Genomic DNA, 20208 nt, shown 5'->3' on the forward strand with positions numbered 1-20208 from the left:
TACCGACACGATACCGACACGATACAGCTAGGCAATTTTTGACGAATCCGGTATATTCAGAAAAAAAATCCAGAGGTCGGCAGTGTGGGCAAACCCATGAATATCACCAGACGTTTCACCCTTCTCGCCGGTGCCGCCGCGCTTGCAGGATGCGCCGGGCCATCGAAGTTTCGCACCTATCGCGGACCCGAGGTCACCCGCGTAATCGTCGACAAGGGCGCGCGCGAAATGTTCCTTTTGCATCAAGGCAGTACGCTGAAACGCTACAAGATCGACCTGGGCTTTGCGCCCGACGGTCACAAGCAGTTCGAGGGCGACGGCAAGACGCCGGAGGGCGATTATCTCATCGACCGGCGCAACCCCAACAGCGCCTATCACCTCTCGCTCGGCATCTCCTATCCCAACGAGGCGGACATCGCCTATGCCCGTCTGCTCGGCAAGTCCCCGGGGGGCGACATCTTCATCCACGGCGAGGCGAAGACGTTCGCATTTCTCAAGTCGGATTGGACCGCAGGCTGCATCTCGGTCAAGAATCGCGAGATGGAGGATATCTACGCCATGGTCCGCAACGGCACGCCGATCACCCTATATGGATGATCAGGCACCGAGCGTCAGCGTCCACCACAGCTTGCCGCCCCGATCCTGGTGCCAGGCAAAGCCCATTCGGCGTGCCTCAGGCGAAAGTATGACGCGGCGCGTGACATCGTCCTCCATCCAGGCGGCGAGTGTTTGGAGCTCGCTCTCGTAGGTCTCCGAGATCGTCTCGCCGATGAATTCTCCCTGGTAGCCGACGCGCTTTACCCGGTCGAGCGGTGAAGAGCCATCGGAGCCGAAATGCCACGGGCGCTCCTGCACCGACATGTCGCGGGAATGGGTCGCGGCGGCGGCGGTCAGCTTGTCATCGAGAACGAGCGGGCTGACACCGGCGGCCTCGCGCAGGGAATTGACCGCATCCAGCATCCGAAACCGGATCTCGCGGGTATCGCCCGGCGATATCCGGTAGACCCGCGGCAGCGGCTTGCCGTCGGGCCCCATCTGAGGTGGCGACGGCGGTGCGGCGCAGGCCGACAGGGCCAGAACGGAGACCATAAGAAGAACGAATACGCGTATCATGTTGCTGTGCCACCCGAGCCTGTTACGAAAACCTGCTTTAGCCCGACCTGCACGCATTTTCAAACCGGCATGAGCCTGATGTAGCATTTTCGCGCTTGTTTGATTTGCGACTGCGTCCTGAAAGCCATATATTATGCGCCAAGGTGGCAAGGCAGGTGGAGTGAAAACGATGTCGTCATACATCCCGAAAAAGATGAAGCGGCGCGCATTTCTCGCCGGCAGCGCGGCAATGATCGGCGCGCCCGCGCTGGCCCAGAATGTCGATGGTGATGGTACGGTCGAAATTGAGAGCGAGGTCACAGAGTCGGTACGGCGCAACATCTCGGCGTTCCGCATGCTCGACTGGAAGCCTTATTTCTCTAACCTCCGGAATGGCGCGATCCTTTGCGACACCGATTCGCGGGCGGTGCATTACTGGGACGAGGACGGCGAGACTTACAAGCTCTACCCGTCCTCCGTTCCGCTGACCGATGAGCTAACGCGCCGCGGCCGCACACGAGTTGTACGCAAGGTCGTAGGGCCGAGTTGGCGACCCACGCCGTCGATGCTCAAGCGTAACCCCGACTGGCCCGCCTACGTGCCACCGGGGCCCGACAACCCGCTGGGCACCCACGCGCTCTATCTGGGCTGGACCTACTACCGCATCCACGGCACGCATGACACGCGCAAGATCGGGCGGCGATCATCGAACGGGTGCATCGGGCTTTATAACGAGCACATCCAGGAGCTGTTTGCGCTCACCAAGGTCGGCACGCAGGTGTTGCTTATTTGACAAAATCGCGGCGGCAAATGCGCATCAAGTGGCAAGTTGAGTTTGCATTCTTCACGATTTGCTGATTAGAAAAAGTTACGAGGTAAGTCTTGGGCGCTTGGTCGTTTCTGTGATGACCAAGCCCGCATTTGGAGGATTATGATGAAAAAACTCGTTCTCGCTGCCGCCTTTTCCGCCGCTGCATCCACCGGTTTCGCTGGAAACCTGGAAGAGCCTATGGTTGAGGCCCCGGTCATCGTCGAAGAAACCAACGCCAGCTCGTCGGCCGCTGCCGTCTGGGTGCCGCTGCTGCTGCTGGCGATTGTTGCCGCGGTTGTTGCCGCCGACTGATCCGGTTTTTCGTAACAAGAGAAAAGGCAGCGCTTCGGTGCTGCCTTTTTTCATGTCCGCATTCCGCCAGTGACGTTCAATCGAGCCAACCGGCGAGATTCTTTTCCACGATGGCCGACAGGGCCGTGATATGCGCCTCGTCATCGTTGAGACATGGAATGTAGGTGAATTCCTTTCCGCCCGCCTCCTCGAAGCTTTCGCGGATTTCCTCGTTGATCTCTTCCAGCGTCTCGATGCAATCGGCGGAAAAGGCAGGAGCCATCACCGCGATGCGCTTCTTGCCCTCTTCGCGCGCGAGGCGGGCAACCTCGTTCACCGTGTAGGGTTTGAGCCATTCCTCCGGGCCAAAGACCGACTGGAACGTGGTTGTGATCTCCGTCTGCTCCCAGCCGAGACGCTCGCGCAAGAGCCGCGTCGTCTTCTGGCACTGGCAGTGATACGGGTCTCCCTGCATCAGGTATCGCTTGGGCATCCCGTGATAGGACACGACCAGAATCTCCGGCCGCGTCTCCGCCTTGTCATAAGCGCGCTCCACAGACTGCGCGAGCGCCTCGATATAGAGCGGATGCTCGAAATAGGGCTCGACCACCCGCGCCACCGGCTGCCATGTCTCCTGCATCAGCGCGCGGAAGAATTGATCGTTGGCCGTGGCCGAGGTGGCGCCCGCGTAATGCGGATAGAGCGGGAAGAACAGGATGCGGGTGCAACCCGCCTCGGTCAGCGCGCGCACCTTGGATTTCGTGGATGGGCTGCCATAGCGCATGCAGAAATCGACCATCACGTCGTCGCCATACCGCGCCTTCATTGCATGTGCGAGCTTCTCGGTCTGATCGCGCGTGATGGTCATCAGTGGGCTCTCGCCCTTTTCCTCGTTCCAGATCGACTTGTAGGCGGCGCCCGAGGTGAACGGTCGCTTGCTGAGGATGACAAGCTGCAACAGCGGCTGCCATTTCCACGGCGCGTAGTCGATCACACGGCGATCCGAAAGAAACTCGTTGAGATAACGGCGCATTGGCCAATAGCTGTAGTGATCCGGCGTGCCGAGATTGGCCAACAGAATGCCGGTCCTGGCGCGTGGCACCTTGGGGTGGTCGGTGGGGGCGTGGCTGGGTCGCGTCGCGTCGCGGCTGGCATCAAGCATGGCGCAGAGGTTCCTTTGCACGGATCACCGTTGACATAACGGTTACGCAAGCGAGGTCAATCTTCGAGGGGATTTTCCCGTGTTTCCAGCGCATCCGCCAGCCGTGCGGCGGCCGATCCGGGACGTAGCGGCTGCGGCTGGCTCGGGTCCGGGGCCCAGCCGGTCAGAAAGACCATCTCGGCGCTGACGCGGACCCCGCCCTCGGGATGGGCGAAGTCCCGCGCGTAGATGTCGCAAGCCCGTGCCAGTACGTCGCGCCGCAGCGCACCACGCGGGCGCGCGTCCATCGCGTTGGTCTCGCCCATGGCGCGCAGCTCGCGCATGAGCGCGAGCGCGTCCGCATAGCGCAGGTCGAGCGGCAGCCTGTCGGCCACCGGCAGCGCAAACCCGGCGCGCTGCAACAGCGCGCCGAGATCGCGGATATCCCCCATCGGCAGGACGCGCGGCGACAGACCCCCGGTCACGTCCGCCTCGGCCTGCGCAAGCGCGGCGCGCAATTCCTGCAGGCTGCCCCCGCCGAACAGCACTGCGAGCATGAGCCCGTCCGGGCAAAGCGCGCGGCGCGCCTGCACAAGTTGTCCCACCGGGTCGTCCGCCCAGTGCAGGCACAACGCATGGATCACCAGATCATGCGCCCCGGGCCGCAGCGTCAGCGTCTCGTCATCCGCGACCACGGTCGCATCCGTATGCCGCGCCCGCCAGAAATCTGGAAAACCGGTGATGAGGGCCGGAGCCGTAAAGGATCTGTTAACCATCCGCAGCCGATCCTCGATCTCCTCGGCGGCAAGTTCGTGCAGGAATGTCACGGGTGCACGCAGCGCACGGGCGCGCTGGCGCAAGAGGGCGGGGCGGTCGGTCAGCTTGGCTTGGCTCATGGGGGGAAAATAGAATGGCGCACCCGGCTTTACAAATGGCAGTTCGTCTCGTCTATCCGCCGCGCTGCACGCTGTGCGGCGTGGCGGTGGATGATGCGTTCGGCCTGTGCGGGGCGTGCTGGCGTGACACGCCGTTCATCACCGGGCTGGCATGCGACCTGTGCGGGGCGCCGCTGCCCGGCGATGCGGGCGCGGATACGGAGCACTGCGACGATTGCCTTGTCAGCGCGCGGCCCTGGACGCGCGGGCGGGCGGCGCTGCGCTATGACGCGAATGGGCGGCGTCTGACGCTGGCGCTCAAGCATGGCGACCGGCACGACGTGGCCCATCCCGCTGGCAAGTGGCTCGCGCGGAGCGCGCAGCCGATGCTCTTGCCCGGCATGTTGATCGCGCCGGTGCCGCTGCATTGGACACGGTTGCTCACGCGGCGATTCAACCAGTCGGCGCTGCTGTCGCATGCGCTTGCGCGGGAAACCGGGCTGACAAATGTGCCCGATCTCTTGTTCCGGCAGCGGCGAACGCGGAGCCTCAAGGGGCTCGACCGGGCCGCACGCCACGCGACGCTCGACGGTGCGATCCGCCCCAACTCGCGCCATGCCGATGCGGTGCGCGGCGCGCGCGTGCTCCTGGTGGATGACGTGATGACATCGGGCGCAACCTTCTCGGCGGCGGCACAGGCGTGTTTCGCGGCCGGGGCGGAGGATGTGTGCATTCTCGCACTGGCGCGCGCTGTCAGGGATGCCTAAGTTCCTGTCAGAACAGGACAGGACGACACATGCCCCAGATCGAGATATACACCTCACCGCTTTGTGGCTTCTGCCATGCTGCCAAGCGGCTCCTGAAACAGAAGGGAGCCGCCTTCTCAGAAATCAACGTGCTTGCACAACCCAAGCGCAAGGCCGAGATGATGGGTCGCGCGAGCGGTCGCCACACTGTGCCGCAAATCTTTATTGGCGAGACCCATGTCGGCGGCTGCGATGAGCTTTATGCGCTCGATCGTGCGGGCAAGCTCGACACGCTTTTGCAGGGGTGAGTCATGCGCGCCGCGCTTCTACAACTCACGTCGAGCGATGATCCCGTTGAGAACCTCGCCGTGGTGCGTGCGTGGATGGGGGACGCGGCGGCGGACGGGGCCGAGATCATTCTGACGCCGGAGGTGACGAATTGCGTCTCGACCAGCCGCACCCATCAACGGGCGGTTCTGAACCACGAATCGGACGACCCCACGCTGGCCGCGCTGCGCGCAGAGGCGGAACGGCTCGGGGTTTGGCTGCTCATCGGCTCTCTCGCGCTCAAGACCCATGATCCCGACGGGCGCTTTGCCAACCGGTCTTTCCTCATCGGGGACGATGGCGCGATCCGCGCGCGCTATGACAAGATTCACATGTTCGACGTGGATGTGAGCCCCGAGGAGACGTATCGCGAATCCGACGGCTTTCGCCCCGGCACCCGCGCGGTGCTGTCTGACACGCCCTGGGGCAAGATGGGGCTGAGCATCTGTTACGACGTGCGGTTTCCCCACCTCTATCGCCGGCTGGCGCAGGCGGGGGCCGAGATCCTGACCGTCCCGGCGGCGTTTTCCCATGTAACCGGCGCCGCCCATTGGCAAAGTCTGCTGCGTGCGCGTGCCATCGAGACCGGGTGTTTCGTGCTCGCGCCCGCGCAGACCGGCACCCACACGGCCAGCCGGGGGCAGGCGCGGCGCACTCATGGGCACAGTCTTGTGATCGGTCCGTGGGGCGAGGTGATCGCCGATGGTGGCACCGAGGCGGGGATCATCACGGTTGATCTCGACCTCTCGGAGGTGGCACAAGCTCGCAGGCGCGTGCCGTCGCTGCGCCATGACCGGGATTTCGATGGCCCCTGAATGGAAGAGACGCAGAGCAATTCCCTCGCGGTCGCGCTTTTCAGCGAGATCCTGACGAACGATCAACTGATTCGCTCGCGGCTCAGCCGTGTTCTGCCCAAGGGAATGGAAATCTCGCATTTTGCGGTGCTCAACCACCTGGCCAGAACCGGCGAAGAGCGCAGCCCGGCGCAACTGGCCAAGAGCTTTCACGTCACGCGCGGCGCCATGACCAACACGTTGTCCAAGCTAGAGTGGGCGGGGTACGTCCATATCCGCCCCGACTGGGAGGATGCGCGTCGCAAGATGGTCTCGATCAGCCGCCCCGGGCGCATGGCGCGTGACGCCGCCCTATCGGCCATTACCCCGATGGTGTCGGACCTGATTGCCGATCTCGGTGAGGATCGCGTGCGTTCGAGCCTGCCGGTACTGCGTGAGTTGCGCGCCAAGCTTGAGGGCTGAATGCCGGGCCCCGCGACGCCGGGGCCCGGCGTCGCGGCTCAGGCGTCGGAGGTCTGGGATTGCGCAGCCTGCCTGCGCGCGATTTCCTGCCGGTAAAGCTGTACGAAATCTATGCTTTCGAGGTTGAGCGGCGGGAATCCGCCGTCGCGGGTCACGTCGCTCACGATGCGGCGCATGAACGGGAAGATCTGGCGCGGACACTCGATCAGCAGGTAGGGATGGATTTGGTCGTCGGGCACGCCCTCGATGTGGAACACGCCCACATACTCCATCTCCATGACGAACAGCACCTCCTGGCTTTCCTTGTTCCGCGAGGTGACGTTAAGCTTGCACGCCACCTCGAACTGATGCTCCGTGGATCGCTTCTTGGCATCGAGATTGACGGATACCTGCACATCGGGCTGGACCTCGCCGCCGGTGCCCCGCTGAGCAAGTACGTTCTCGAACGAGAGATCGCGCACGAACTGCGTGAGAATCTGCATCCGCATCTGCGGTGCCGTTGCACCGTCGGTTGTCTGTTGGTCGGCGCCGTTATCCTGATCGGCCATCGGTGTCTCCTGGTGAAAATTGGCTGCGGCAGTGCTTAGCAGGCGGTTGTATCGGCCTCAATGCCTTGTCCAGCCAGAGGTGCCGCGCTCGGCCGGGTCGATGGTCTCGTAGTCGCCTTCGATGATGTCGGGCCGGGCCGGGTTACCGCCATCGCCACCGCGCGTGCCGTGAACCACGATCCGCTCGCGTATCTGGGCAAAGACGAAGTTGCGAACCGGGGGCAGCAGCAATGCAAAGCCGACCGCATCGGTAAAGAACCCCGGCGTCAGCAGCAGCGCCCCGGCAAACAGTATCATCGCGCCATGCACCAGCGGCGCCGACGGATCACCATGTCCGTCAAGCGCGGCGCGCAACCGATTCATCTCGGCCAACCCTTGCCGGCGCAAGAGCGCGGTGCCGATCACGGCGGTCAGCACCACGACCGCCAGCGTCGGCCACAGACCGATTGCCCCGCCAACTTCGATGAACAGTGCGATCTCGATCAGCGGCACGATGATGAACGCAATCAGAAGCCACATTGGCACACCCCTTCCTTTCAAGAGCCTTGTGGTGGACTTGGCCCCTTGCGTCACCTACATAAGGACGCAAGAGACAGCCTGCCATGCCCCGCACGACAAGAGGTGCTCATGAATTCGCCGATCCTGCAATTGCTGGTGCTCGCTGGCATCGCCATTTTTCTCATCCTTCGGCTGAAGAGCGTTCTCGGCACGCGGGACGGCTTTGAGGGCACCCCGCGCACCAAACCCGTCGAAAGGGCCGCCGAGAGGCATGGGTTCGAGGTCATCGAAGGTGGCCCTGACCGTGACATCACCGACAACGTCCCCGAAGATTCCGACGCCGCCGCCGCGCTGGCCGAGATGAAGCGCATCGAACCTGACTTCGGCGTGACCGATTTTCTTCAAGGCGCCCGCGGTGCCTACGAGATGATTCTCATGGCCTTCGAGCGAGGCACGCTCGACGAGGTAACGCCCTTCCTGTCGCCCGATGTCTACGAAGCCTTTGCCGAGGTCGTGGACGCGCGCCAGCAACAAGGGCTGACGGTTGAGGCGGAATTCATCGGCACCCGACATATATCCATCGCCGATGCCCGCTTTGACGCCGACGCCCGCCGCGCCGAAATCGACGTGCACTATGTCGGTGAGCTCATCACCGTGGTGCGCAACGCCAACGGCGAGATCGTCGAGGGCGAGCCGGGGCGTAGCAAGCGGCAGAAGGACAGTTGGACCTACGAGCGCATCATGGGTGCGGGTGATCCAAACTGGCGGCTCGTCGCAACGGGCGAATGACCGGGGCGCTTCGCGCGATACTTCTCATGCTGGCGCTGTCGTCGGCCGGTCCGGCCACGGCGGCGGATATCCGCCACGAGGTCGCCGATTTTTCCGACCTGCCGCGATGGCCCAATGACGATCACGCCGCCGCGCTGTCGGTGTTCCTCGAGACATGCCCCGACATGACGGGGGCGGATTGGCAGGCGCTCTGCGCGCTGGCGCAGACGGGACCAGAACCGCGCACCTTCTTCGAGTTGTTCTTCCGTCCCGTCCTCATCAGCGATGGCAGGCCGGCATTGTTCACCGGCTATTTCGAGCCCGAGCTCTCCGGCTCCCTTCGTCCTGACGGGCGCTATCGCCATCCCGTCTACCGGATGCCACCAGAGGCACGGGACGCGAGCGTCTGGCTCTCGCGCCGCGAGATTCTCTCCAGCAACGTGATGGCAGGGCGGGGCCTTGAGATCGCCTGGGTGGACGACCCGGTGGAGCTGTTTTTTCTCCAGATCCAGGGATCGGGACGCATTCGCCTGCCCGACGGACGCGTGATCCGGGTGGGATATGCGGGGTCGAACGGCCATCCTTACCGCTCCATCGGGGTCGAGCTTGTGCAGCGGGGCATCTACAAGGCCCACCAGGTCTCGGCGCAGGTCATCAAGAACTGGGTGCGGCGCAATTCCGTCGCCGGCAAGGAGCTGCTTTTTCACAACCCCTCCTACGTGTTCTTTCGCCGGATCGACGAAGTGCCGCCCGAGCGCGGCCCCTTGGGTGCGATGAATCGCTCGGTGACACCGGGGCGCACGATCGCGATCGATCCGGGCCATGTGCCCCTGGGCGCGCCGGTCTGGATCGAAAAGGATGGGCGCGACCCAATGCACCGCCTGATGATCGCGCAGGATACAGGCTCGGCCATCAACGGACCGCAACGCGCGGACATCTTCTTCGGTACCGGCGACGCGGCGGGCCGACGGGCCGGAAAACTGCGCGATGGCGGGCGGATGCTGGTGCTCATGCCGATCCAGCGGGCCTATGCCATGCTCACGGACCCGTTCCAATGACCCGCAAGCGTCAATTGCGTCCCGACGAGATGGCGCTCTGGCAAGAGGTCGCACGCCGTACCGAGCCGCTCGGCCGAAGGCGCAAGCAGACGACAATGACGCCCGCCAGCGCGCCGAAGACGGCTAACCCGCCCCCCGAGGAGAGCCTCTCCCTCCCTCGGTTCCGCTTGGGCGCGGCGGCGCAGGGCGACGACTCGCGTCACGATGTTCTGCCGGGTATCGCCGAGAGGATTGCCTCGGCGCCCGTGGCGATGGATCGCAAGTCTTTCCAACGGCTCAAGCGGGGCAAGCTCAGCCCTGAGGCCAAGCTCGACCTGCACGGCATGACCCTCGATCAGGCGCATGGCGCACTCGTCGGTTTCATGCTGCGCGCGCATGGCGCGGGCAAGCGGCTGGTGCTCGTCGTCACCGGCAAGGGCAAGGATCGCGACGGTGGCGGACCGATCCCGGTGCGTCACGGCGTGCTGCGCCACAACGTGCCGCAATGGCTGCGCCTTCCGCCGCTTGGGCCGCTGGTGTTGCAGGTGACCGAGGCGCATATCCGCCACGGTGGAGGTGGGGCCTATTACGTCTATCTACGGCGTCGGCGCTAGCGCCGGTCGCGCGCGGGCCACGCCGATCATCATCATCACCGTGGTAAAGGCGAAATAGCCGGCGATAATGACGAACTGCGCTTCGATCCCGATACCGAGGTCGATCGCCAGCCCGGTGATACCCGGGCCGATCGCCGAGCCGAGAACCATGATCGCGGCGGCCATCGCCTTGATCCGACCCATATGCGCGCTGCCATAGAATTCCGCCCAGAACGCGTTGGGCACCACGCTGTTGGCGCCGGTAGTAAGCGCCAGCATGACGAAACCTGCAAGCAGCAGGAGCGGTCCCTCGGAGACCGAGAACAGCAGGAACGCGGCGACCATCGGGATCTGGATGAAGGGCAGCACGCGCGGCGTGCCCAGCCGGTCGAGCATGAGGCCCGCGGTCACCATCGCGCCGATGCTGATCGCGGTATACAGCGGAAACATCGCGACCAGTTCCACATGCGTGACCTGCTTGACCTCGGCGATATGCACCTGGTGAAAGAAGAACGCCGTGTTGAAGGCCGAGGGCCCGAGCAGCGCCGGGACCATGAACCAGAACAGGAAATGCCCCAGCGCCTCGCCCCGCGTCCAGTGCCGCCCGTCCATCCCGAGCGATTGGCTGCTCTGCGCCCAGCTTTGTGGTGTGCGTTCGCGCCGCAGCAATAGCAGCAGGAACGGGACGCCGAGGATCGCGATCGCTGACGCCACGATCCAAAGGCTGCGCCAGTCATGCGCGATGAGCAGCGACGCGAATGTCAGCGGCAGGATCGCCTCGCCGAGCGCGTTGCCCAGTGTCGCCACCGACAGGGCCTTGCCCCGGCTGGCCACGAACCAGCGCGCCATCGCCACCACGGCGAGGTGGCTCATCATCCCTTGCCCGGTGAAACGCAGCGCAAAGACGACCACGGGCAAGAGCCACCACACCGGGTTGAGTGCCATCGCGAGACAGGCCAGCATCATCGCGATGAGCACTATGGGCGCAAGAACGCGCACGCGAAACAGGTCCGTCAGCCCCCCGGCCCATACCATCGCCAATGCCGATGCGGTGGTGCCGAGGCTATAGATACCCCCCCATTGCCCGTGGCTGAGATCGAACACGCCTCGGATTTCTCCGGCAAAAACCGAGATGAAATAGGTTTGACCAAAGCTCGACAGAAAGGTGAGCAGAACCCCCGCCGTGAGCCACGGCGCGTTATCGCGAAGAAATGCGAGAATCGGCATGAGGTTTCGTCGCGCGAAATTCCGGGGAAGGAAAGTGGAAACTGCCGCTGATCCGCCGCTGCAGGTCGCCACTGCCCGTGATGGGTCGCAACAGGGGCGCGGGACACCGATGAATCTGATAGCGTCCCGCCATAGCGCAAATTCCGGAGGCCCCATGCCCCGCCAGACTCACCTTATCCTATGTCCCGTCAACCTGCGCCACGTGAAGGTTGAGTACAACGCCTATAGCGAGGCGGTGGAAATGGCGCAGCGGCGCGGGGCCAAGCTCATCGTGGCCACCGTCGCGCCCGAGATCGAGCGCAACATGAACATCTATAATTCAGACGTTTACTGGGGTGAGGAGCTCAAGAAATTCGTGGCCGCCCACCCGGCTGATGGCGTCGATGTGGAATTGATCGTGCGCAAGGGCGCGGTGCACCGCCAGATCGTCAAGCTCGCCGACGAGCGCAAGGTCGATCTGATCGTGATGGAATCGGCCAACCCCAAGGTGCAGGACTACCTGCTCGGCACCACGGCAAGCCATGTCGTGACTCATGCCGAATGCTCGGTCTACGTGGTGCGCAGCTAACCGCGCAGCGTGCCGTCCAGAACGTATCTCAGGATATCGACGACCTGCTCTGGCTCCCGCGCCACGGCGAGCGCGGCGGCGTCCACCTCCTTGAGCGCGTGGTCATGTTCGGGCGGTTGCAGGATGATCAGCGACTTGCCAAGCGCCGCGGCATAGCCCGCGTCAAAGGCGGCGTTCCACTGTTTGTACTTGTCGCCGAAGCGGACCACCACGATATCGGCGTCCGCGATCCCCTTGCGCGTGCGGATGGCGTTGACCATCGCGCCCTTGTGATCGTGCCAGTACTTGTCCGCCTCGTCCCCTAGGATCGCGACCCCGCAATCGTCGCTCGCCGCATGATCTGTCACCGGGCCCGAAAACTCGACATCGAGCTCCTTGGCCCCGGCGATGATCCGGTCGCGCCAGTCGGTGTGGATCTCGCCCGAAAGATAGATTCTCAGCATCCGTTCCTCCCCTTGTCAGCCGCGTAGCACGCCGCCCGTGGCTTTCTGCACCTTCTCGACGATCCGGGCCGAAACCGCCTCGATCTCGGCCTCGGTAAGCGTCTTCTCACGCGGCTGCATCCGCACCGTCACGGCGAGCGATTTCTTGCCTTCGCCCAGGCTGCCGCCGATGAACTCGTCAAAGACACGCACACGCTCAATGAGCGCCTTGTCTGCCCCTGTTGCGGCATTGACCAGCGTCGCCGCCTCGATCCCGGCATCCACCACGAAGGCGAAGTCGCGTTCGACGGCCTGAAGATCGCTGATCCCAAGCGCACCGCGTGAGGCTGATGTGTTGCGCGGCAGCGGGATTTCTTGCGGGTAGAGCGTGTAGGCGACGACTGGCCCCTTCACGTCGAGCGCGTGCAGAACGCGCGGGTGCAACTCGCCAAACACGCCCAGCACCTTTTTAGGCCCGAGGCAGATCATGCCGTGCCGCCCCGGGTGCCACCAGTCGCCCGGCCCGCGCAGGATCTGCACCTTGGCCGGTGCGCCCATGCCCGCGAGGATCGCTTCGGCATCGGCCTTGGCGTCGTAGAGATCGGCGGCGCGCGCGCCGCCATGTACGTTCTTGGGACTGGTCTGGCCCACGAGGATACCGCTCACCAGCAGGCTCTGTTCGTCCGGCTCGCCACCATGAAAGACGTGTCCCACCTCGAACAGTGCCATGTCCATGATCCCGCGCGCCTGGTTGCGCGCCGCCGCCTGCAACAGGCCGGGCAGCAACGCCGGGCGCAAATGGCTCATCTCGGAACTGATCGGGTTGGCGAGCCGGCTGGCGTCACCGCCCCCGCCGAAGAGCGCCGCCGCCTCGCGGTCGATGAAGCTGTAGGTAACGCATTCGTTGTAGCCGAGCGCTGCCGCGCTGCGCCGCGCGATCTGTGTACGCTTCTGCATCGGGCTGAGGATCGGCTTGGGCACTCCCGGCTGCACCCGGGCCATTGGTCGCCCCTCCAGCCGCGTGAGCGACGCGATCCGTGCCACCTCCTCGACGAGGTCCGCCTCGCCCATGATGTCGGGCCGCCAGCTCGGCACATGCGCCATGCTGCCCTCGAGCCGAAAGCCGAGCGCCGTCAAGGTTTGGCGCTGATCACTTTCGGGGATCTCCATGCCGACGAGCGAGCGCACCCGCGCGGGATCGAGCCGGTAGGCGCGGGCCGTGTCTGGTACTTTTCCAGCCACCACCCTGTTGGAAGGGGTGCCACCGCACAGATCAAGGATCATCTGGGTTGCGAGGTCCAGTCCCTCCATGTTGAAGGCCGGGTCGATGCCGCGCTCGTTGCGATAGCGCGCGTCGGAATTGATCCGCAGCGCGCGGCCGGTCATCGCGATCTGGATATGGTCCCAAACCGCTGCCTCGAGAAACACATTGACCGTCTCGCCCGTGCAACCGGTCGCCAGCCCGCCCATGATACCGCCGATGCTCTCGATGCCGGTGTCGTCAGAGATCACCACCTGGCCAGGGCCAAAGGTATACTCCTTCTCGTCGAGGCCGGTCAGCGTTTCGCCACCCTTGGTGCGATGCACCCGCAGATTGCCCGCCATCTTGTCCGCGTCAAAGACGTGGAGCGGGCGGTTGCGGTCATAGGTAAAGAAATTGGTGATATCGACCAGCGCCGAGATGGGCCGCAGCCCGATGGCGCGCAGACGGTCCTGAAGCCAGGCGGGCGAGGGGCCGTTCTGCACCCCACGGATTAGACGCCCGGCAAAGACGTGACAGCCGCCCTCGGCCGTGTCCTCATCGATGGTAATGCCGACGGGGCAGGTGAACTGCCCCTCGATATCCGCCGTCGCGGCGGGCCGCAGCGTGCCAAGACCCCGCGCCGCCAGATCGCGCGCGATCCCCCGCACGCCGAGCGCGTCGGGCCGGTTCGGCGTGATGGCGATCTCGATCACCGGGTCCACCTTGGCCGGGGCGTTTTCCGCCAGCCAGTCGGTAAAGCGCTCACCTACTTCGCCCGAGGGCAGTTCGATAATGCCTTCATGCTCGTCCGAGAGCTCCATCTCACGCTCCGAGCACATCATGCCGTGGCTCTCGATGCCGCGGATCTTGCCCACGCCGATGGTGGTGTCGATGCCCGGCACGTAGACGCCGGGACTGGCGATGACCACGGTAATGCCCTCGCGCGCGTTGGGCGCACCGCAGATGATTTGCGTCTCGCCCGCAGCGGTCGCCACCTGGCAGACCCGTAGCTTGTCTGCATCGGGATGCTTTTCGGCGCTGATCACCTTGCCGATGGTGAAATCGTGCAGCCGTGCCGCCGGGTCGCTCACGCTTTCCACCTCGAGGCCGAGATCGGTCAGCGTCTCGACGATCTCGTCCACGGTCGCCGTGGTGTCGAGGTGATCTTTTAGCCAGGACAGTGTGAATTTCATGGATCTTTCCGCCTGCAATGCCGGGTCACTCCGCGCTTTAGCGGATATGGCGGGCATGGAAAACCCCGCTTCGAGGCGGGGCTTTCCTCTTGCGTCGGTGGTGGGCGGGTTCAGCTTGTCCAGCGCCCCGAGAAGTCGAAGGCGTTGTCGTATCCGAAGAGCGCGACCGCGCCCCCGGTATGCAGGAACACCACGCGCTCGCCCTTCTTGAAATGGCCTTTGCGGATCAGGTCGATGAAGCCTGCCGCGCCCTTGGCGGAATAGACCGGGTCGAGCAGGATCGCTTCGAGTTCCGCGAACATGCGGATCGCCTCGATACCGCTTTCGGTGGGGATGCCATAGCCTTCGCCCACGTAATCGGTATTGGCGACCACGTCCTCGCGATTGACCACGCCCGGACAGCCCAGCTTTTCCGCCGTCGCACACGCGAGGTTATAGACGTTCTCCTCCTGCTTGGGCTTGGGCGCGCGCACCCCGATGCCAAGGAGCGGGATTTGCGCGTTCATTGCCTTCAGTCCCGTAACCAGCCCCGCCTGCGTACCGGCGCTGCCGGTGGCGTGAACGATGTGATCGACCTTGAGGCCCCGGTCATTGAACTGCCCCAGCATCTCGAACGCGCAGTTGACATAGCCGAGCGCGCCGGTGGGGTTCGACCCGCCGCCGGGGATAGTATAAACCTTCCGCCCTTCGGCGCGGAAACGCTCGGCCACCTTCTCCATCTCGGCATTCATGTCGCCGCCGCCAGAGCGCTTTTCGGTCGTGGCACCGTGCAGATGATCGAGCAGGACATTGCCGTTGTTATTGTAGTTGGCGTTGTTCGAGCCGGTCCGATCCTCCAGCAGGATGTGACAATCCATCCCCATCTTGGCGGCGAAGGCGGCGGTCTGCCGCGCGTGGTTGGATTGCGTGGCACCCTGGGTCATCACCATGTCGGCGCCTTGCGCCTCGGCCTCGGCCATCAGGAACTCGAGCTTGCGGGTCTTGTTGCCCCCGGTGCTGAGGCCGGTGCAATCGTCGCGCTTGATCCAGATTTCCGGGCCGCCCAGCTCGGCGCTCAGCCGGTCGAGCCGTTCGAGCGGCGTGGGCAGGTGCGCGAGAAAGTGGCGGGGAAAGCGGGCGAGATGCATGGCGGCCTCCAGGTAATATGCGTTTGAGGGATATTATGGCGTGACATTTTGCCCGTCCAATGCCAATCCTGCCAAGGATTATGCGAGATATGCAATATGCGTCTGGAGTGGCTTGATGATATCCTCGCCGTGGCCGATGCTGGATCGCTGGCGCGCGCCGCCGAGTTGCGCCATGTCAGCCAGCCGGCGCTCACCCGACGGCTGCGTGTAATAGAGGCTGCGCTCGGCGTGCCGCTCTTTGAGCGCCGCCACAAACCGCTGACGCTCCTGCCCGAGATCGTGCCCCACCTGCCTGCGATGCGTAGCCTCGCGGCGCAACTGCGCCAGTTGCGCGACGGGTTGGCACAGAGCGGCGGCGCGCGGGGTCTGACGCTGGCTTGCCAGCACGCGATCACCACCACCCATTCCCCGGCCATCGTTGCCGCGCTGACCGAGGGACAGGCGCGGCCCGTGCGCGTGCGCTCGGAGAACCGCGAGGATTGCCTGCTGCGGCTCCTCGCCGCCGAGGCCGATCTCGCTGTGGTATACGATGTGCCCCAGATTGCGCCGCTCGCCCTCGGCGGCGCGTTCGAGCGCGTGTCGCTCGGCCCCGAGCGGCTCATCCCGGTAGCCGCACCCGACCTGCCTCTCGGATCTGACTTTCGCTATATCGGCTATCCCGGCGATGTCTTTCTCGGGCAGGTGATGGACCGGGCGCTCTTGCCGCGGATAGGGCCGGACCGGCGGTTGCGCCGCTGCGCCGAGACGGCGCTCACGCTGGCCGCACACGAGTACGCACGGCGGGGGATCGGGGTGGCGTGGTTGCCCGAATCCATGGCACGCGACGACCTGTCAGCGGGACGGCTCGTCCATCTCGGTCGCGACGTTCCGGCGCTGGACATGGAGATATGGATGATCCGCCTGCCCGGCATCGAGGGCAGCGGCTGGGAGGACGACTGGCAGAGGCTGGCCGACACGCTCAGTCTTGCACCCACGGCACCGCTTTGATTTAAGCGTCGCGTTGCCCAGCCCGGAGGCCGCCCGATGGTCGATATCGCCACCCGTGTCTACAACCACCGCTGGAAGATGGATCCCATCGTCCGCTCGCTCATCGATACCGATTTCTACAAGCTGCTGATGTGCCAGACGGTGCGCCGGAACAGGCCCGACACGAACGTGACCTTCTCGCTTATCAACCGCACCACCTCGGTCCGGCTTGCCGATCTCGTGGACGAGGGCGAATTGCGCGAACAACTGGATCATATCCGCACCTTGTCGCTCTCGCGCGGCGAGAGCACGTGGATGCGCGGCAATACCTTCTATGGTAAACGCCAGATGTTCACACCCGAGTTCATGGACTGGTTCGAGGGGTTGCGTCTGCCGCCCTATCACCTCGAGCGGCGCGACGGTCAGTACGAGCTCACCTTCGAGGGCACGTGGCCCGAGGTCATGCTGTGGGAAATCCCCGCGCTTGCCGTGCTGATGGAGCTTCGGGCGCGCGCCGTGCTCGGCAAGATGAAGAAATTCGAGCTTCAGGTGCTCTATGCCCGCGCCATGACCAAGCTGTGGGAAAAGGTCGAACTCCTGCGCCCTCTCGAGGGCCTTCGCATCGCCGATTTTGGCACGCGGCGGCGGCATTCCTTTCTCTGGCAGGACTGGTGCGTGCAGGCCATGCGCGAGGGGCTTGGCGACGGCTTCGTCGGCACCTCGAACTGCCTGATCGCCAAGAATCGCGATCTTGAGGCGATTGGCACCAACGCGCACGAATTGCCGATGGTTTATGCCGCACTTGCACAGACCGACGCCGAGCTTGCCCGCGCACCCTACAAGGTGCTCGCCGATTGGCACGAGGAGCACGATGGCAACCTTCGCATCATCCTGCCCGACACGTTCGGCACCGAGGGATTCCTGCGGCACGCGCCTGATTGGCTCGCAGGCTGGACGGGTATCCGTATCGATTCCGGTCAGCCCGACGAGGCGGCAGAGGCCGCGATCGAGTGGTGGAAAGCGCATGGCGAAGACCCCCGCGACAAGATGATCATCTTCTCCGACGGGCTGGACGTGGAACGCATTTCCGAACTTCACCAGCGTTTCGCGGGCCGAGTGCGCACGTCCTTCGGCTGGGGCACGCTGCTTACCAACGATTTTCGGGGTCTCACCCGTGACGATGCACTCGCGCCCTTCTCGCTTGTCTGCAAGGCCGTTTCTGCCGAGGGGCACCCGACCGTGAAGCTATCGGACAATCCCCGCAAGGCGATGGGACCGCCGGATGAGATTGCCCGTTATCGCCGGGTCTTCGATGTCGGCGCGCAGACCGAGATCGACGTGGTGGTCTGAGCGCGCTCAGCGAACGATGAACTCGGCGTGCAGGGCGCCAGCGGCCTTTATGCTTTTGAGAATGTCGATCATGTCGCGCGGCGCGACGCCGAGCGCGTTCAGCCCGGCGATCACCTCGGCGAGCGAGGTGCCCTCGGGCACCTCCGCCAGGCCGATGCCCGGTTCTTCGTCGATCTCGGCCTCGGTGCGCGGCACAACCACCGTCTCGCCCCGTGCGAACGGGTTGGGCTGGATGGCGAGCGGGGTCTCCTGGATGCGCAGGGTCAGGTTGCCCTGCGAGACCGCGACGCGCGAGATGCGCACATCCTGTCCCATCACGATGGTGCCCGATCTCTGGTCGACCACGACCCGTGCCTTGCGCTGCGGCTCGACCATCAGATTCTCTACCCGGCCGAGCGCATGTGCGGGCGAGCGCGCGCGCATCTCCGTGATATCGAGCCGCACGGTGCCAGAATCGAGCATCAGCGCCACGGGCCGGCCCACGACTCCGTTGATCGCGCGCTCGATTCGGGCCGCGGTGGTGAAATCCGGTTCGCGCAGCGCGAGCCGCAGGCTTTCCAACCCTGCGAAATCGAAATCGACCTCGCGCTCGACCCGAGCCCCGGAAGGGATGGTTCCCGATGTCGGCACGCCCTGCACAACGCTACCCGCCTCGCCCTCGGCAGACGCTCCTCCGGCGATGATCGTGCCCTGTGCCACGGCATAGATCTGGCCGTCCGCGGCGTTGAGCGGCGTCATTACCAGCGTGCCGCCCAGCAGGCTCTTGGCATCGCCGATGGCCGAAACCGTAACGTCGATCTGGCTACCTGCGCGGGCAAACGGTGGCAGCGCCGCGGTGACGAGCACGGCGGCGACATTCTTGGGGCGGAACTGCTCGCCTGTGACATTGATCCCGAGCCGCTCGAGAATGTTGGACATGAGCTCCTCGGTGAAGGGCGAGTTGCGCAGGACGTCGCCGCTTCCGTTGAGCCCGACGACTAGCCCGTAGCCAAGCAGATCGTTGCCGCGCACCCCGTCGAACTCCACAAGGTCCTTGATCCGGACCGTACCGGCGCCGGCGGCATGGACTGTCGTGAGGCACATCAGCAACAAGGCCAGGATCGTGCGCAACGGCGGCGTCATGACAGGAAACTCGCGAGATTGAGGCGCGCGGTGCGCGCTGTGATGGTATAGAGTGTCTCCAGTTGAGACTGCACCTGTTCGAGCGCCGTCGCGCTATCGAAGATATCTACCGAGACGAGATCGTTGCGCGCTATCCCAAGGCTTGTGATCTCGGCGTCGATCCGGCTCCGGGCCTGCGCGATCCGCTCCTCGGCAAAGCCGAGCTGCGCGCGCAGCCGCGTTACCCCGTCCTGCCCGGAGAGAAGCCCCGTCCCCATGTCGCGGACAAGGGCGGCGCGGTCTTCGCGGCCGAGCGCGAGAGCCGGGTCGTCGAGAAGTGATAGCATCGCCGCCTGCTTGATCTGGCCTCGCAGTGCGGCATCGTCTGCGTGGATGCGCAGCGCGACGGTCTCTCCCGCACCGAGCGCAAAAGCCGCCGCCGGTGCCTGTCCACCCCGATAGACCACCGTGGAGAACCCGCCGCCCGGTGCATCGAAGAAGGCATCAAGCTCGCTCCGCAATGTGGTTGCGTCTGGGGCTGCGGTCAGCACCGTGCGCAGTTCCTGCAAAAGCGTGTCGGTATCGGCGAGTGGGGAGCGATCAGCCAGGTCGCCGCCGAACAGGGCGCGGCCCGCCGAGGTGGTGTTGAGCGCCCCGATCATCGTCGACAGGGCGGCGCGCGCGCCCTGTGCGAGGACGGTAGATTGTATCGCTCCGCTGACCGAATCGGCTGTGAGTGCCGCTTGGGCAAGCGCCTCGCCGCTCTCCGCTACGCGGCCGAGCGCCGTCTGCATGATTTCCGCATCCACCGAAGCGATTCGCGCCACGTCCCGATGCGCATCCGCTAGGGTGAGCGCCCGCTCGACATCCGCCAGAGGAACAAGATTGCCGGACACGTGCTTCGCGGTGTCCGTGGTGCGGCCCGTCGACACCTCGTGGGTCAGGCGGGCCGTCTCGCGGGCAAGATGTGCGCCCTGCTGTCGCAAAACGAAGCCTTGGGCGAGATCACCGATTGATTGCAGGGCCAT

24 protein-coding genes are annotated in these 20208 nt (G+C 64.6%); 13 read left to right on the forward strand and 11 right to left on the reverse strand.

Annotated elements, in window-relative coordinates; translation table 11 throughout:
* Window positions 1-96: 96 nt before the first annotated feature.
* Window positions 97-597, forward strand: coding sequence for a L,D-transpeptidase family protein (locus tag C6W92_RS00290; RefSeq protein WP_129431089.1), 501 nt, complete (start codon window positions 97-99; stop codon window positions 595-597).
* Here C6W92_RS00290 and C6W92_RS00295 read toward each other — a convergent pair whose 3' ends face one another.
* On the reverse strand, window positions 598-1113 hold the full coding sequence (locus C6W92_RS00295; RefSeq protein WP_129431090.1) for a CAP domain-containing protein: 516 nt from the start codon (window positions 1111-1113) through the stop codon (window positions 598-600). It abuts the gene before it with no gap.
* 169 nt (window positions 1114-1282) lie between these two features.
* On the opposite strand from C6W92_RS00295, the gene C6W92_RS00300 reads away from it, so the two are divergent.
* Together C6W92_RS00300 and C6W92_RS00305 are read left to right on the forward strand one after the other, a co-directional pair.
* A complete protein-coding gene (locus C6W92_RS00300) occupies window positions 1283-1885 on the forward strand; it encodes a L,D-transpeptidase (protein ID WP_129431091.1) in 603 nt (200 codons plus the stop codon).
* Between the two features lie 141 nt (window positions 1886-2026).
* Window positions 2027-2215, forward strand: a complete 189-nt coding sequence (locus C6W92_RS00305; RefSeq protein WP_129431092.1) for a hypothetical protein — start codon at window positions 2027-2029, stop codon at window positions 2213-2215.
* 76 nt (window positions 2216-2291) lie between these two features.
* On the opposite strand, the gene hemH is transcribed toward C6W92_RS00305, so the two are convergent.
* Window positions 2292-3356: a ferrochelatase gene (hemH, locus tag C6W92_RS00310; protein ID WP_129431093.1), complete on the reverse strand. Its 1065-nt coding sequence runs from the start codon at window positions 3354-3356 to the stop codon at window positions 2292-2294.
* A 56-nt stretch (window positions 3357-3412) separates the two neighbouring features.
* Window positions 3413-4231: a methyltransferase domain-containing protein gene (locus C6W92_RS00315; RefSeq protein WP_129431094.1), complete on the reverse strand. Its 819-nt coding sequence runs from the start codon at window positions 4229-4231 to the stop codon at window positions 3413-3415.
* A gap of 35 nt (window positions 4232-4266) precedes the next feature.
* Between C6W92_RS00315 and C6W92_RS00320 the strand changes: the two genes are divergently transcribed.
* From C6W92_RS00320 to C6W92_RS00335, 4 genes are read left to right on the forward strand one after another with little or no spacing between them, the layout of a single operon-like run.
* A complete protein-coding gene (locus tag C6W92_RS00320) occupies window positions 4267-4977 on the forward strand; it encodes a double zinc ribbon domain-containing protein (RefSeq protein ID WP_241691031.1) in 711 nt (236 codons plus the stop codon).
* A 29-nt stretch (window positions 4978-5006) separates the two neighbouring features.
* Complete coding sequence (gene grxC, locus C6W92_RS00325) at window positions 5007-5264, forward strand: glutaredoxin 3 (RefSeq protein WP_104019975.1); 258 nt, start codon at window positions 5007-5009, stop codon at window positions 5262-5264.
* A 3-nt stretch (window positions 5265-5267) separates the two neighbouring features.
* A complete protein-coding gene (locus C6W92_RS00330) occupies window positions 5268-6098 on the forward strand; it encodes a carbon-nitrogen hydrolase family protein (RefSeq protein WP_129431096.1) in 831 nt (276 codons plus the stop codon).
* Window positions 6099-6539: a MarR family transcriptional regulator gene (locus C6W92_RS00335; protein ID WP_104019977.1), complete on the forward strand. Its 441-nt coding sequence runs from the start codon at window positions 6099-6101 to the stop codon at window positions 6537-6539.
* A 38-nt stretch (window positions 6540-6577) separates the two neighbouring features.
* On the opposite strand, the gene secB is transcribed toward C6W92_RS00335, so the two are convergent.
* Together secB and C6W92_RS00345 are read right to left on the reverse strand one after the other, a co-directional pair.
* Window positions 6578-7087 (reverse strand): protein-export chaperone SecB, encoded by a 510-nt coding sequence (secB, locus tag C6W92_RS00340; protein WP_129431097.1) that lies wholly within the window; start codon window positions 7085-7087, stop codon window positions 6578-6580.
* A 57-nt stretch (window positions 7088-7144) separates the two neighbouring features.
* Complete coding sequence (locus C6W92_RS00345) at window positions 7145-7606, reverse strand: FxsA family protein (protein ID WP_129431098.1); 462 nt, start codon at window positions 7604-7606, stop codon at window positions 7145-7147.
* Between the two features lie 108 nt (window positions 7607-7714).
* Between C6W92_RS00345 and C6W92_RS00350 the strand changes: the two genes are divergently transcribed.
* From C6W92_RS00350 to C6W92_RS00360, 3 genes are read left to right on the forward strand one after another with little or no spacing between them, the layout of a single operon-like run.
* Window positions 7715-8374 carry a Tim44/TimA family putative adaptor protein gene (locus tag C6W92_RS00350; protein WP_129431099.1) on the forward strand — a complete coding sequence of 220 codons (660 nt, stop codon included), beginning with the start codon at window positions 7715-7717 and terminating at the stop codon, window positions 8372-8374.
* Complete coding sequence (locus tag C6W92_RS00355; RefSeq protein WP_129431100.1) at window positions 8371-9411, forward strand: murein transglycosylase A; 1041 nt, start codon at window positions 8371-8373, stop codon at window positions 9409-9411. The genes C6W92_RS00350 and C6W92_RS00355 overlap by 4 nt, the downstream gene beginning before the upstream one ends.
* Complete coding sequence (locus tag C6W92_RS00360; RefSeq protein WP_129431101.1) at window positions 9408-10004, forward strand: Smr/MutS family protein; 597 nt, start codon at window positions 9408-9410, stop codon at window positions 10002-10004. Before C6W92_RS00355 ends, C6W92_RS00360 begins: the two co-directional genes overlap by 4 nt.
* Here the strand turns inward: C6W92_RS00360 and C6W92_RS00365 are convergent.
* Window positions 9987-11210: an MFS transporter gene (locus tag C6W92_RS00365; protein ID WP_129431102.1), complete on the reverse strand. Its 1224-nt coding sequence runs from the start codon at window positions 11208-11210 to the stop codon at window positions 9987-9989. The two genes, C6W92_RS00360 and C6W92_RS00365, sit on opposite strands and share 18 nt — an antisense overlap.
* Before the next feature lie 154 nt (window positions 11211-11364).
* On the opposite strand from C6W92_RS00365, the gene C6W92_RS00370 reads away from it, so the two are divergent.
* A complete protein-coding gene (locus tag C6W92_RS00370) occupies window positions 11365-11778 on the forward strand; it encodes a universal stress protein (RefSeq protein WP_129431103.1) in 414 nt (137 codons plus the stop codon).
* On the opposite strand, the gene C6W92_RS00375 is transcribed toward C6W92_RS00370, so the two are convergent.
* From C6W92_RS00375 to C6W92_RS00385, 3 genes are all read right to left on the reverse strand, one after another.
* Window positions 11775-12221, reverse strand: coding sequence for a YtoQ family protein (locus tag C6W92_RS00375; RefSeq protein WP_129431104.1), 447 nt, complete (start codon window positions 12219-12221; stop codon window positions 11775-11777). The genes C6W92_RS00370 and C6W92_RS00375 overlap by 4 nt on opposite strands.
* A 15-nt stretch (window positions 12222-12236) precedes the next feature.
* Complete coding sequence (gene pheT, locus C6W92_RS00380) at window positions 12237-14636, reverse strand: phenylalanine--tRNA ligase subunit beta (protein ID WP_129431105.1); 2400 nt, start codon at window positions 14634-14636, stop codon at window positions 12237-12239.
* A 110-nt stretch (window positions 14637-14746) separates the two neighbouring features.
* The gene (locus C6W92_RS00385) at window positions 14747-15763 is read right to left on the reverse strand and encodes a D-cysteine desulfhydrase (protein ID WP_129431106.1); all 1017 of its coding nucleotides are present in this window, start codon (window positions 15761-15763) and stop codon (window positions 14747-14749) included.
* A gap of 96 nt (window positions 15764-15859) precedes the next feature.
* Between C6W92_RS00385 and C6W92_RS00390 the strand changes: the two genes are divergently transcribed.
* Together C6W92_RS00390 and pncB are read left to right on the forward strand one after the other, a co-directional pair.
* Entirely contained in the window at window positions 15860-16750 is an 891-nt protein-coding gene (locus tag C6W92_RS00390; protein ID WP_129431107.1) for a LysR family transcriptional regulator, read from the forward strand.
* Window positions 16751-16786: 36 nt separating this feature from the next.
* Window positions 16787-18079: a nicotinate phosphoribosyltransferase gene (gene pncB, locus C6W92_RS00395; RefSeq protein WP_129431108.1), complete on the forward strand. Its 1293-nt coding sequence runs from the start codon at window positions 16787-16789 to the stop codon at window positions 18077-18079.
* 6 nt (window positions 18080-18085) lie between these two features.
* Here the strand turns inward: pncB and C6W92_RS00400 are convergent, their stop codons facing one another.
* On the reverse strand, window positions 18086-19201 hold the full coding sequence (locus tag C6W92_RS00400) for a flagellar basal body P-ring protein FlgI (RefSeq protein WP_129431109.1): 1116 nt from the start codon (window positions 19199-19201) through the stop codon (window positions 18086-18088).
* Window positions 19198-20208, reverse strand: a complete 1011-nt coding sequence (locus C6W92_RS00405; RefSeq protein WP_129431110.1) for a flagellin — start codon at window positions 20206-20208, stop codon at window positions 19198-19200. The genes C6W92_RS00400 and C6W92_RS00405 overlap by 4 nt, the downstream gene beginning before the upstream one ends.

Origin of the sequence: Roseovarius sp. A46 (assembly GCF_004126395.1) — a bacterium.
Taxonomy (GTDB): domain Bacteria; phylum Pseudomonadota; class Alphaproteobacteria; order Rhodobacterales; family Rhodobacteraceae; genus Roseovarius; species Roseovarius nitratireducens.